Raw genomic sequence first — 12,677 nt, 5'->3', positions numbered from 1 at the left:
GTTAACACTTCAGACACATACTAGCCCTATTTGAACCAATAGACAAACTTTAGGCAATTTTGATAAACTGCTTGTTGGCTTTCTAAACTTCCTTGAGGTGAAATCACCATGAAAACCATGAGAACATCACGAACCGCAGCAATCACTTTGTTCAGCGCCATGCTCATTGCATTCGGCTTCAACCAGCTGCTCATTCCCCACAAAATGATTAGCGGCGGCGTATCCGGCATTACGATGATTGCGGGTTACGCAACCGGCTTGAACATCGGCTGGCTTTATTTTATTCTAAATGTCCCTATTTTAATCTGGGGCTGGCGGGCGCTCGGTCTCCGTTTTGTCGGTTGGAGCGCTGTCTCCGTCGCAGCAACGACACTGTTTATGCAGCTCATTCCGGTTCAGCCGCTCGTGACGGATTTAACGCTTGGGGCCGTATTCGGAGGCGTCGTCGTTGGATTCGGCAGCGGACTTGCACTCTGGGAAGGCGCTTCGTCAGGAGGATTTGACATCATCGCCGCTATCGTCACGCGCAAACGCGATATATCGGTCGGCATGTTGATTTTCTTGCTTAATGGGTCAGTTATTGCCGCGCTTGGCATGCTGACGAATGATTGGGACATCGCCCTATTCTCCCTGCTCTCGATCTTCACGACTGGCAAAATCATCGATCTTATCCATATTAAGCATGTGAAGGTGACAGCGTTCATCGTGACGACGAAGACGGAGGAGCTTCGCTCAGCATTAATCCCGCTGTACCGAGGCGTAACGGTTATCAAGACGCGCGGCGCCTACACCAATGCCGAGAATGACATGCTGATGACGGTAACGACGCGATACGAGCTGAACCAGCTGCGCAAAATTATCGCAACAACTGACCCGCGTGCATTCGTGAATATTGTAGAAACAGTCGGCGTGCTTGGCGATTTCCGCAAACCATCATTATAAGCGTTAAAAACCGCTCACTTCCAAGCTCCAAAAGATCGGGCAGCGGCAATCATGGAATTTTCAAGTAGAACACTAGGTTTTTCATGATGCTGCTGTTATAATAAAGCTATCCCAAACCTATACCTCAAGTTTCGTGCCATACGTTTTACCCTCCATTACGATGAAAGGGTGATGCTTCATGGATATGGAAACAGTCAGACTCGTACAGATTGTGGAGAAGCTAGTACCAGAGTTGGTGCCTTTTCTCACGGAGCGGGAACTAAATCTTAATATCGTGCTGCGTGATGGACTGGCATTACTGGAGCCTGAAGACGCGGTTGAAATTGTGCAGCATAGCATTTGCGAGTATCAGAAAGAAGTGCTACTGCAATAGAATCTATGAACATGGAACGAGGCCTTCCTTAGGTGCTCGTTCTTTTTTTTGTCATCAACGTTCAAAATCCTACAAAATACCCCTCGCGCCCATCTGCGAAACTGCATTATAATCTTAACTGACTTCGCATGCGGGGAGAGTGCAGAAATGGATGTAGTGATTCAAACGCTTTTATTGCTTTTTCATGTATTAACAGGCGCAAGCTCTGGAACGCCAGCCGGAGCATCCGACACGGCTGCGCCACAAACCGCCTCGACCCACCAGCTGCTCGCTACGCTGTTAACAGCGTCACAGCAGCATATTCATCCAGGAACCGCCGCACAACCGGGAGACGGTACAGGAACAGACTCTGGTAGCAACGGCGCGGCAAACCCGAATGCAGGGACAAGCTTCATCAAGCATGATCCTCAGCCAGATGCACCTGTTGTGAAGGGAATCTATGTAACCGCTCACAGCGCAGGCGGCGCAAGAATGGAGAAGCTGCTGAGTCTTCTCGATACGACAGAGCTGAACAGCATGGTCATTGATTTAAAGGATGATGCAGGCTACATTACTTATCCGACTAAGAATGCTGAGCTCCTGAAGCTCGGGAAGACGCAGCGCTACATTGGCGATGTGAATAAACTAATGGAACGGCTGAAGAAGCATAACGTCTATCCGATCGGCCGTATCGTTGTGTTCAAGGATACGGTGCTCGCGCGCAGCCATCCTGAGCTCTCATACCGCCGCAAAGACGGCTCCCTCTGGGAGAATGGCAAAGGAGACAGCTTCGTGAACCCCTACCGTAAAGAAGTTTGGGACTATAACATCGCCCTCGCCAAAGAAGCGGTGAAGCTTGGCTTTAAGGAAATTCAATTCGACTACGTTCGCTTTCCCGAAGGATTCGAGAAGAAAGCCGACTCCCTCGTATTCGATAAAACAAAGGATTCGCGCGTCGACACGATCGCCGCGTTCGTGAAATATGCCAAGTCGCAGCTCGAACCGCTCGGCGTGCGGGTATCGGTCGACATCTTCGGCTATGCCGCGTCAGTGCCGGCAGCGGAAGGCATCGGACAGGATTTCGTGAAGATATCGAAGAACGTGGACGTCATCTCGCCAATGGTTTATCCGAGCCATTATACGACCGGCTGGTTCGGCCAGAAGGATCCGGACAAGAGCCCGTATGCGACGATTAAAGGATCCATGCTCGATACGCATAAGAAGCTCGACCCCATCGGCTCGTACAAACCGATTATACGGCCTTGGATTCAAGACTTTACGGCAAGCTGGCTCGGCAAAGGGCATTATACACCATACGGCAAAACCGAAGTCGAAGCTCAGATTAAAGCGCTCAATGATACCGGCATTCATGAATATTTATTATGGAACGCGAACAATCGTTATACAGCAGATGTGAAATTCTAAAGCCTGTCACTTAAACGATGATATGCAAAAAAAAAAAAACGCTTTGCAATCCTGTCCGGTATTACATAACCGAACGGAATGCAAAGCGTTTTTGTTTGATTAGTTAGCAACCGTGGAGCGCTTAAGCATAGCCGCAAGATGCAAGAAATATGGCACTGTCTTGTGGACACGAGTTTGAACATCAGGCGACTTCGGCGAGCCGTCTGGATTAAACTCGCGCAGAGCGCCGCCAATCGAGATCCATTCCGGGCAGTTCACGCCGTGCATGTTGCGTACGATTGCTTGCATCTGCGTCAGGGCAGCTACGCCAACTGCGCCGCCTGCCGAGCATAGCGACAAGACTGCTTTGCTGTCGAAGTGGTCGCCGCCCATGAAGTCGAGCGCGTTCTTCAGCACGCCTGACATGCTGCCGTGATATTCCGGCGTGCTGAGTACGATGGCATCACTGTGAAGCACAGCTTGGCGCATTGCCACTAGATTGGCATCCGTATCAGCGCCTGCGCTGCCATAGAAAGGCAATGGTTGTTTGTATAAATCAATCAAAGTAACCTCGTGCCCCTCGTTCTCCATGAACTTCTTAATGTACAGGGACAAGCTCGTGCTCGTGGCATTCGCACGGTTACTGCCGGCGATCATAGCGATCTTCATAAATAATTCCCCTTCCAAACAAACTGACTTTACATACATAATAGTCTGTTTTATTTGTTTGGTCAATATAGCCAAATTAGGAATTCGGAATTAAATATCCGTTGCCCGCTTCCGTACGTTTCTTCTCCACAATTGCCACTTGTTTCAGCACCGGCTTCTTCAAGTAGTGACGCTCTACGTGGCTGTCTACGACCGAGAATGCCTTCTCGTCCGTCTCTGCCAGCAGGATGAGATGTGCCGAGCTGTCTTCCATTTCAATTTCGATTTTGTATAAGAACATTTACCCCATTCCTTTCTTCTATAAGCAAAAAGCCTTACACTTAGCCTCGCCCGGGACTTTGAATGGATCTGTCCGGATTAAACGCCATGTAAGGCTTTCGCTTATTTATTGAGATAACCGAAGTGCCAGGTTATAAAGATCCATGTTGAACGGTTTCTTCGTATTTACAACTTTATCAATATCCGTTACGACCAGCTCGCCGTTGATGATTCCACAAGCTTTGCCGGAATCGCCTTCCATCAGCTTGCGAACCGCGAAGTCGCCAAGCTGGCTCGCGAGAACACGGTCATTATGCGTCGGCGAACCGCCGCGCTGAATGTGACCAAGCACCGTAACACGCGGCTCCATGCCGCAGCGCTGTGTGATGCCTTTGCCGATTTCTTCGCCGGAGCCTGCGCCTTCAGCAACAACGATAATACTGTGTCGTTTGCCGGAACCGAAGTTCTCCTGCATCCGGTTTGCCACTTGATCCAGATCGAACGGCACTTCCGGAACGATAATCGTCTCTGCTCCGCTCGCAAGACCTGCGTACAGCGCGATATCGCCGCAATGACGGCCCATAACTTCAACGACCGACGAACGCTCGTGCGAAGTCATCGTATCGCGCAGCTTGTTGATCGCATCGACCACGATGCTAACCGCCGTATCGAATCCGATTGTATAATCCGTGAACGGAATATCGTTATCAATTGTACCAGGCAGACCCATTGTCTTGATGCCGAGCTTGCTCAGCTTGTTCGCGCCTTGGTACGAACCGTCGCCGCCGATAACGACAAGACCGTCGATACCGCGGGCACGCAGTACGTCTGCACCTTTCTGCTGGCCTTCCGGCGTCAAAAACTCCTTGCAGCGTGCCGTTTGGAGAATGGTCCCGCCGCGTTGAATGATATCGCCTACGCTGCGAAGATCCATCTGGCGAAGATCGTCATTAAGCAAACCTTGGTAACCGCGTTGAACGCCGTAAACTTCCAATCCAAAATACAAAGCGCTGCGGACGACTGCGCGTACCGCTGCATTCATCCCTTGCGAATCTCCACCGCTAGTTAGAACGGCAATTCTTTTTACAGCTGACATTCCTACCCACTCCTTGTATTTACCTGTGTCATTTCTAATTTGCAACCTAAAACCTATATAAACAATTAAGATTGACGCATACGAATTAAAACACTATTGCCCCAGAAAAACAGCCTCATAAGCGGACTTTTCTTCATAAGCCGCCTAGAAACGAGCTTCACATCTTCTTGGCCTCGAACTTTAGGATCAGATAGATACAATGCCATCAATCCCTCAATTACCATCCGGTGAAACTTCGGTGCTGCCATTCGTTTCACATCTTCGCGGGCGTTCTCAACGATAAAGCCGATCCGGTCCACGAGCTGACGCTGATCCGTATAATAATTGCAGAAGTTGAGGTCCCCGCCCTCGCGATCCTCTTGCTGATCAATCAAGTAATCCAGCATAATATGAAGGCCGCAAACATGCGGGAAGTACGAATTGCGAATAAATAATGCATCTTCTCTGCTGCAATCCTCGTAGGAAGCAGCTAGAAATAACATGAACATGCCCAGCGTCGAGCCTGTCGCTGCAGCGAATTCATTCCATTGCAGCTGCGGCACCATCGCCTTGTGCAGCTCCCACCACGCGAGCAGCGCCGGTTCGCGCTTCGGCTTCGCGATATGCTTGTACACCTGCAAGTCGCCGTACAGACCGACGAGCTCAGTTACATAAGGCTGCACCGCCGCATAAGACGGCAACTGCCGGATTGCATTCTGGCAGGTTCGGACAAGCTCATGTAAGTAACCGCCATCTTCGCGTTCCGTACGCAGCGCATAGTAATCGACGAGCGGCGCGTTCGGGTCAACGGCATCAAGCATCGACTGATGCAATAGCCGAAAATCATCCGGATCAAGCGATGTACTGCGGTCGCATAGATTGTCCAAATAATCGCTGATCGTCTGAAGCGCTACGATAAGCGGGACGAGAATCGCTCTGCTCTCCAGATTGGCAGCGGCGTATATGCCCCCGCCTTCACAATGGAACTGCTTGCTCGTCATGCTGGCGATTGCCTGCGTTCGCAGCTCATCATCCGGGATATGCTCTGCAATGGCACGCAACCGGCCAAGCTCAGCCCTTACTTCAGGTAGCACATATTTGTACACGCGATGCATAAGGCGAATCGGCGTTTGTGGCAACTGGCGGGCCTGTTGTGACATTTTCATAGATGGCGCCCTCCTTCTTCCACTACCCTCTATACTTTAAGAATGGCGCTTATTTTCAATTTCTTGGTTCGTGCGGTACCAGATATGTAAATCATTAATTCGGCTAGCCAGATCGGCAATGTCCGAGTTAATGGTACATGAAAGTTCGAAATCTTCTTCTTCAAAAAGCGCCGCTTGCTTCACATTAATGTTTCGTTCGAAAGCAAATACACGGTCAGGAATTGTGCCGCGAATGATCTCCCACTGCGTTACGATGAAAGTCCGTACGTCCTCGCTGTACAGCTCCCACTCCTGCTCTAGTGTCGGCAGCGAGATTCCAAGCCGGTCATCCCAAGCAAAATATTGGTTCACGTCTCAAAACCTCCATCCACTAATGTACCATTTCATAGAATACAAATCCAGCGCGAAAACTTGTTCCCCCGTGTGTTATACTTTGGAACATATTATCTTGGGGGAGAATGACAAATGAGCAATCAACCTGGCAAGGTGACACTGGGTCAGCTATGGCGGTTTTTTCTGCCGCTAGGCATCTCGGCAAGCCTTGTTACGATCTCGCATGTCATTATTAACAGTACGCTGACGCGAGCAGCCGATCAGAAGACCGTTATCGCCAGTTATGCGATCGCGATGAGTCTGCTTACCATAACGGAGCGGCCGGCCGTCATGCTGCGTCAAACATGTTCCGCGCTTGTGCGCGACAAACGATCCTTCCGCGCGATGCTGCGCGTCGGCCAGCTGGTATTCACCGCCATTCTCGTGCTAGGCCTCGCCATCAGCTATACACCGCTTGGCAAATGGATCTTCGGCGGACCTCTCGGCGCTTCCGATGCGCTTGTTCCGCATGTCCTTGATGTCTATCAGGTGCTCATGTTCGTAAGCATTTTTTCGGGAATCAGATGCCTCTATCATGGGGTAATCATTTTCAATCTGCAAACGAAGTGGCTGACCATTGGTATGGTGATTCGGCTGCTTGGGATGTATGGATTGTCGGTTTATTTTATTCATACGGGAGTTACGAGCGGCACCGTTGGGGCGATTATTTTCCTCTCGGGGATGATTATTGAGGCTGCCATGAGCTATTTCGAGGGCTCCTCGCTCGTACGACGACTGCCCGAACGCGTGGAAGGGCATCAGATTGATTCGACCGGCCAGATTTTCTCCTTCTACCGACCGATGCTCATCTCCACACTCGTCACCATATTAATCGGCCCTTCCATTAACGCCTTGCTCGGAAAAACCGGCGACGCTGCTCTATCCATTGCTTCATTCGCACTCGCGGCAAACCTGGTTCAACTGATGGTCAGCTTCTTCTCGTATTTCCATCAGATTGTGCTGAACTTCTATAAGACTGATCCGCGCGCAGTCCGCAACTTCACGCTTCTGCTCGGGTTCTTGCCTGCCGTACTTGTCGGCTTGCTCGCATTCTCGCCTATCGGCGGATTGATCGTCGGGCATGTCATGGGCGCCGAAGGACAATTAAAAGTCGAAACCATCCATGCCATGCGTCCTTTCGTGCTGTACGCACTTGTGCTACCATGGCTCGATGTGCTGAATGGCATCAGCATGGTACGAGGCTACACTCGCATCTTCTTAGGCTCGCAATCGGCGAATCTGATATTTACTGTGACAACCTCCGTACTGCTCGTAGTTATTACTCCGGGTTGGAACGGTACAATCGGCGCATGGGCTCAATCCGTCGGCATTGGGGCAGAACTTCTATTCGTCGCCGCCGTCCTGCGGAGGCTTACTGGGGCTAGCCGCACCTTGACTCAACAAGCATAATTGGAGTGAAACAGCATGGGTTCTTCCTCTTCATCAGCTTCATCCGTTTCATCATCGAATATTTCAAGTCCATCAGACGCTGCAGAGTTATCCGCGTCCACTTCCCCAAAGCGGGAAGTGCTGATGCTCCGCATCTTCTTGTATCTCATCTATACGACGCAAGCAATCGTCGCTACCTACTTGCCGCTGTACTTCCTGGACAAAGGCTTCAATGCCAGCCAGATCGGCATTATCTACTCATGCGGCCCGTTCATCTCAATCTTCGCTAACCTCCTATTCGGGACGGCTAGCGATAAATTCAGAACGATTCAGAAGATCATGACACTGCTGATGCTTGGTCAGCTCGTGATGATCTCAATGCTATTCATGACGAATGCTTTTGCCTTTATCTGTGTCATCATGCTTGCTTATTACTTCTTCCAGATGCCTGTCAACCCGCTTAGCGACAGCCTCATTCTACTGTCCAGCCGGTATACCGGGACGCCGTTCGCACTCATCCGCGTATTCGGCTCGCTCGGCTTCGCCTTGTCTGCGTTCCTCGGCGGACAGCTGCTTAAATCATTCGGCTCGTCTGCCACGGTTCCGCTCGCGATCTGCTCCATTGGACTGACGCTCCTGGTCTCACTTACGCTCAAAGACTACCAGGGCTCCAAGCGAAAAGTCGATTTCAGCGGATTTCTGAAGCTGCTGCGTAAGCCTGACATCCTGATCTACTTCGCGATCATCCTTGTGATGTCGGTCGCACATCGAATGAATGAGGGCTTTCTAGGCGTGACGCTGCGCGAGATGGGAGCCAGCGACTCGCTAATCGGGATCGCTTGGATGACCTCGGCAATCAGTGAGATTCCCATACTGTATCTGCTCGGCAAATACGGCCACAAATTCAAAGAGCTACCGCTGCTAGCCGTTGCTGGCGTTATGTACGCCTTGCGATTCTACCTTATCAGCAAAATGCCGTCGCCGATTTGGATTATCCCTATTCAAGCGCTGCATAGCGTAACCTTCGGCATCTTCATGGTAACCGCTCTGCGCTATCTCACGACCATCATCCCAGACGAGTTCCGTTCTTCCGGACAAGCTGTCTATGCCATCGTCTGGAGCGGCTTTGCCGGTGTCATAAGCGGTACAGTCGGCGGAATCATCTTCGAGCACTACGGCAGCACGACCTTCTTCCAGACCGCAACAGCGTTATCGCTCATTGCTGCGGCTGCTTTCATGGTGAAGCATTACTTCGGTCGAGATCATTAAATCAATGGCAATGAAAAATAGACCCGACAGCGAATGTCGGGTCTTCATCATATAATGATATCTTCAAGTATGGGAAGCTTCCTTAAGGAAGCAACGATGATTACAGTTTTACAACGTTAGCAGCTTGTGGTCCGCGGTTACCTTGCGTAATATCGAATTCTACGGATTGACCTTCATCGAGCGACTTGAAGCCTTCGCCTTGAATTGCGGAATAATGAACGAACACGTCTTCTCCGCCATCAACTTGAATGAAGCCATAGCCTTTCTCTGCGTTAAACCATTTAACTGTTCCTTTCAATGTAACAACCTCCTAAAAATGAAACGCCTTTATACAGGGCGACTTGATTTATTATATACCCAGATGGATAAATTTGCAATTAAATCCGGGCAAAAAGACCAAGCTCTGACCCAGGAATAAATGGCAGCTTGGACCGGAACAAGCCCGTCACTACGCCATTCTTGCTTAAATCTGCCCTCAACCGCTCAAGCTCCGAGTACGGCTCCCACCGAAGTGAGATTATTGGATAAATACGCACCATGCCTCCTGGCTTACAGACACGAATCATCTCCATAACGGCACGCAGATGGAACTCGTAATCGAACTGATCCTCGTACAGAAACAGGAAGTGGCTGCACAGCACGAGCCCGAATTCTCCGTTCCCATAAGGCAGACTCGGCAAACCACCCGCCTGATAGCGCTTCGTGCTTTCATCATCACGGCCATGGTGCTCTGCGAAAGCCTCCAGTGATGCGATCCGTCCCGCCCGATGCTGCTCGAAACTTCCATAATAGCTCAGATCGTACGTGTTCCCGACAGACATCAGCTTCGTCATCGAGACTTCGATTTCTTCACGCGCTTCCGATACCAGCTGCTCATGAGGCTTGGCATAGCGCGGATCAACAGCGTACGCGTCAATTCCCCTCGCACATGCATCCGCCGTGAACGAGGAAGCACCTGCTGCAATATCGAGCAGCTTCCCGCATGTGTGCAACTCTGCTTCATTAAGATCAAACATTAGAACATACTCTTCGAAGCTGCGGCATGTCACCGCGACGCCCGCTTGCGGATACCCTTTGCTCTTGCTCATACTCATCTCTCCTCGTCTCTACTCGTCTCATCTCATCTCAATCTGCTTGCTCTCAACTATAGCTAAAGGCATTCCTGCAACAAACGCAGCTCGCGTTTGCCACATTCTACCATGATAACTATTTGATTTCTACCCCTTTTTATGGCTATGATTGGAGGATACAACATGTAATTTTTCGAAGGGATGGTCCTGATGTTTAAGAAGGTACAAATTTATAAAACAGACAAATACAATATGCTCTCCGTTGAGGTGCAAGGGAAGACTCTCGTCTTACGCGAAATTAATGATCAATGGGGCGAAGAATGCCATATCTTCGTTAGCCGTCCGGAGATGCTGCACTGGGCAGAGAACCGCTTCCGCGCGGCGGATTATGTTGGTCGCGAGGATGAACTTACAGAAATTATGGAGCGTTTCCGTTCCGTCTAGTCAGATCCTTATACCAGCAGGAGGAAAATTCATCCTGTATATCGAACATAACCATGTACCAAGCTGCATAGGTTATCGCAAAAGGGGAGTATCGAGCAAAAGTGGATACAACAGCCGCGATTATTTTCATTATTGCTGCTTTCTCGCTGGGACTCATCGTCATCATGCAGCGGAACAACATTCCTGCCAATTTGCGCAGAGGGCTTGCCATCACAACGATCGTGTTTGTTGCATTTGCCTTTTTCTTAATCGTGTACAGTTTGACAACAATGGGGTCATAACAAGGCGCACTGCGGGCTAAACTACTGTCACAACCTGTCTTAGGAGCGTGACTGCTAGTGAAGTGGCTGCCGATTGCACTATCGTTCTCACTGCTTGCGGGCAGCAATGTCAGCTTGCAAGGCGAGAATCAACCCCATTCTGCTTTACCGACTAACTATCAGGCGAGGAGGGTTCCTATGAACCAATTACCGAAACGTTCCGAGACTGCCCCTGAGCACCGCTGGAAGCTCGAGGACATATTCGCGGATCAAGCCGCGTGGGACAAGGAATACGCGCAGGCGAAAGAGCAGATGAAGAAAGTCGAAGCATTCCAAGGCAAGCTTGCGGATGCGCAGCAGCTGAAAGCCTGCTTCGAGCTTGAGGACGAGCTTTCGCTCAAAATCGAGCGACTCTATGTTTATGCGAATATGAAACATCACGAAGATACAGCAGAGCCGACATTCCAAGCGCTCTCGGATAAATCCAAGAAGCTGAGTGTGGAAACGGGCGAAGCGCTATCCTTCATTACTCCTGAAGTGCTAAGCCTCTCCGATGAAGCGCTTGGCGCCATGATCGAGAATGCCGACCTGACCAAGTACCGCCAAACGTTGGAAGAGATGCAACGCCAGAAAGCGCATGTCCTCTCCAAGTCTGAAGAGGCGCTCCTAGCGCAAGTGGGCAATATCTCGCAAGCGCCTGGCACAATCTTCAGCATGCTGAACAATGCCGATCTCAAATTCCCGAAAGTGAAGGATGAGAACGGCAATGAGGTTGAGTTGACGCAAGGCCGCTACATACAGTTTCTTGAGAGTAAGGATCGCGAAGTTCGCGAAGGTGCTTTTAAGGCGATGTACGATACGTACGGCAAGCTGAAGAATACGATCGCATCGACGCTCGCCGCCAATGTGACGAAGAATATTTTCTACTCCCGTGCGCGCAAGTACCCGTCGACGCTGGAGATGTCGCTCTATGGCGACAACATTCCGAAAGAGGTTTACACGAACCTCATCAGCACGATTCACAAGCATCTTCCGCTCATGCACCGTTATATGGAGCTGCGCAAGAAGCTGCTGAAGGTTGATGAGCTGCATATGTATGACCTGTTCGCTCCGCTCGTCGATGAGTTCAAGATGGACATCACCTACGAGGATGCGAAGAAGACGGTCAGCGAGAGCTTGAAGCCGCTCGGTCAAGATTACTTGACGGTGCTGCAGGAAGGCTTCGACAAGAGCTGGATCGACGTCTACGAGAATGAAGGCAAACGCAGCGGCGCATACAGCTGGGGCGCATACGGCACGCATCCATACGTGCTGCTGAACCATAAGGACAACCTGAACAGCATGTTCACGCTCACGCATGAGATGGGTCACGCTCTGCACTCCTACTACTCTGACAACACGCAAGAGTACCGCGACGCACAGTATACGATCTTCCTGGCTGAGGTTGCTTCGACTTTGAACGAGGCGCTGCTCATGGATTATATGCTGAAGAAGTCGACGGATCCGAAGGAGAAAATGTACCTGCTGACGTACTACGCCGACCAATTCCGGACGACTGTATTCCGTCAGACGATGTTCGCGGAGTTCGAGAAAATCATCCACGAGCGCGCAGAAGAAGGCGACTCCCTGACGCCGCAAGAGTTCAGCAAAATCTACTACGACCTCAATAAGCTGTACTACGGCGAAGGCATGGTCATCGATAAAGATATTGAAATGGAATGGGCGCGTATCCCGCATTTCTACACAAGCTTCTATGTGTACAAGTACGCGACAGGCTTCTCGGCAGCGACGAGCTTCTCGAAGCAAATTCTCGAAGAAGGCGCTCCGGCTGTGGAACGTTACCTCGGCTTCCTGAAGAGCGGAGGCAGCGACTACTCCATCAACATTCTTAAGAAGGCTGGCGTCGACATGTCTACGCCTGAGCCGATTGAGCAAGCGATGAGCGTGTTCGAGGAATTAATTGCGCAGATGGAACAGCTTACTTCTTAATTAAATTTCGCATTTAAA

Annotated in this window: 15 protein-coding genes; 8 read left to right on the top strand and 7 right to left on the bottom strand. The window is 50.5% G+C overall.

What is annotated here, in order from left to right; translation table 11 throughout:
- Nucleotides 1–108: 108 nt before the first annotated feature.
- From AC0YNX_RS28985 to AC0YNX_RS28975, 3 genes are all read left to right on the top strand, one after another.
- The gene (locus tag AC0YNX_RS28985; protein ID WP_475819183.1) at nucleotides 109–942 is read left to right on the top strand and encodes a YitT family protein; all 834 of its coding nucleotides are present in this window, start codon (nucleotides 109–111) and stop codon (nucleotides 940–942) included.
- A gap of 178 nt (nucleotides 943–1,120) precedes the next feature.
- On the top strand, nucleotides 1,121–1,315 hold the full coding sequence (locus AC0YNX_RS28980) for a hypothetical protein (protein ID WP_132482066.1): 195 nt from the start codon (nucleotides 1,121–1,123) through the stop codon (nucleotides 1,313–1,315).
- Nucleotides 1,316–1,462: 147 nt separating this feature from the next.
- Complete coding sequence (locus AC0YNX_RS28975) at nucleotides 1,463–2,719, top strand: putative glycoside hydrolase (protein ID WP_475819182.1); 1,257 nt, start codon at nucleotides 1,463–1,465, stop codon at nucleotides 2,717–2,719.
- 99 nt (nucleotides 2,720–2,818) lie between these two features.
- Here AC0YNX_RS28975 and AC0YNX_RS28970 read toward each other — a convergent pair whose 3' ends face one another.
- From AC0YNX_RS28970 to AC0YNX_RS28950, 5 genes are all read right to left on the bottom strand, one after another.
- Nucleotides 2,819–3,367, bottom strand: a complete 549-nt coding sequence (locus AC0YNX_RS28970) for an NADPH-dependent FMN reductase (RefSeq protein ID WP_475819181.1) — start codon at nucleotides 3,365–3,367, stop codon at nucleotides 2,819–2,821.
- Nucleotides 3,368–3,443: 76 nt separating this feature from the next.
- Nucleotides 3,444–3,647, bottom strand: a complete 204-nt coding sequence (locus AC0YNX_RS28965) for a DUF3906 family protein (protein ID WP_090578873.1) — start codon at nucleotides 3,645–3,647, stop codon at nucleotides 3,444–3,446.
- A 105-nt stretch (nucleotides 3,648–3,752) separates the two neighbouring features.
- A complete protein-coding gene (gene pfkA, locus AC0YNX_RS28960; protein ID WP_475819180.1) occupies nucleotides 3,753–4,721 on the bottom strand; it encodes a 6-phosphofructokinase in 969 nt (322 codons plus the stop codon).
- A 65-nt stretch (nucleotides 4,722–4,786) separates the two neighbouring features.
- Entirely contained in the window at nucleotides 4,787–5,866 is a 1,080-nt protein-coding gene (locus AC0YNX_RS28955; protein ID WP_475819179.1) for a tetraprenyl-beta-curcumene synthase family protein, read from the bottom strand.
- Nucleotides 5,867–5,902: 36 nt separating this feature from the next.
- Nucleotides 5,903–6,217 (bottom strand): hypothetical protein, encoded by a 315-nt coding sequence (locus AC0YNX_RS28950; protein WP_475819178.1) that lies wholly within the window; start codon nucleotides 6,215–6,217, stop codon nucleotides 5,903–5,905.
- A 114-nt stretch (nucleotides 6,218–6,331) separates the two neighbouring features.
- Here AC0YNX_RS28950 and AC0YNX_RS28945 point away from each other — a divergent pair, with 114 nt between their 5' ends.
- Nucleotides 6,332–7,648 (top strand): multi antimicrobial extrusion protein MatE, encoded by a 1,317-nt coding sequence (locus tag AC0YNX_RS28945; protein WP_475819177.1) that lies wholly within the window; start codon nucleotides 6,332–6,334, stop codon nucleotides 7,646–7,648.
- 15 nt (nucleotides 7,649–7,663) lie between these two features.
- Nucleotides 7,664–8,896, top strand: a complete 1,233-nt coding sequence (locus AC0YNX_RS28940) for an MFS transporter (RefSeq protein ID WP_475819176.1) — start codon at nucleotides 7,664–7,666, stop codon at nucleotides 8,894–8,896.
- A 100-nt stretch (nucleotides 8,897–8,996) separates the two neighbouring features.
- On the opposite strand, the gene AC0YNX_RS28935 is transcribed toward AC0YNX_RS28940, so the two are convergent.
- Together AC0YNX_RS28935 and AC0YNX_RS28930 are read right to left on the bottom strand one after the other, a co-directional pair.
- Nucleotides 8,997–9,194 (bottom strand): cold shock domain-containing protein, encoded by a 198-nt coding sequence (locus AC0YNX_RS28935; RefSeq protein WP_116189961.1) that lies wholly within the window; start codon nucleotides 9,192–9,194, stop codon nucleotides 8,997–8,999.
- A gap of 79 nt (nucleotides 9,195–9,273) precedes the next feature.
- Nucleotides 9,274–9,984 (bottom strand): class I SAM-dependent methyltransferase, encoded by a 711-nt coding sequence (locus tag AC0YNX_RS28930; protein WP_475819175.1) that lies wholly within the window; start codon nucleotides 9,982–9,984, stop codon nucleotides 9,274–9,276.
- 192 nt (nucleotides 9,985–10,176) lie between these two features.
- On the opposite strand from AC0YNX_RS28930, the gene AC0YNX_RS28925 reads away from it, so the two are divergent.
- From AC0YNX_RS28925 to pepF, 3 genes are all read left to right on the top strand, one after another.
- Nucleotides 10,177–10,410, top strand: a complete 234-nt coding sequence (locus tag AC0YNX_RS28925) for a hypothetical protein (RefSeq protein WP_475819174.1) — start codon at nucleotides 10,177–10,179, stop codon at nucleotides 10,408–10,410.
- A 101-nt stretch (nucleotides 10,411–10,511) separates the two neighbouring features.
- Nucleotides 10,512–10,691 (top strand): hypothetical protein, encoded by a 180-nt coding sequence (locus AC0YNX_RS28920; protein ID WP_090578850.1) that lies wholly within the window; start codon nucleotides 10,512–10,514, stop codon nucleotides 10,689–10,691.
- Nucleotides 10,692–10,868: 177 nt separating this feature from the next.
- Nucleotides 10,869–12,659, top strand: coding sequence for an oligoendopeptidase F (gene pepF, locus AC0YNX_RS28915; RefSeq protein WP_475819211.1), 1,791 nt, complete (start codon nucleotides 10,869–10,871; stop codon nucleotides 12,657–12,659).
- Nucleotides 12,660–12,677 lie beyond the last annotated feature (18 nt).

It is taken from the genome of Paenibacillus sp. J31R98, assembly GCF_056269245.1.
This window is presented reverse-complemented; position numbering and strand designations above follow the sequence as displayed.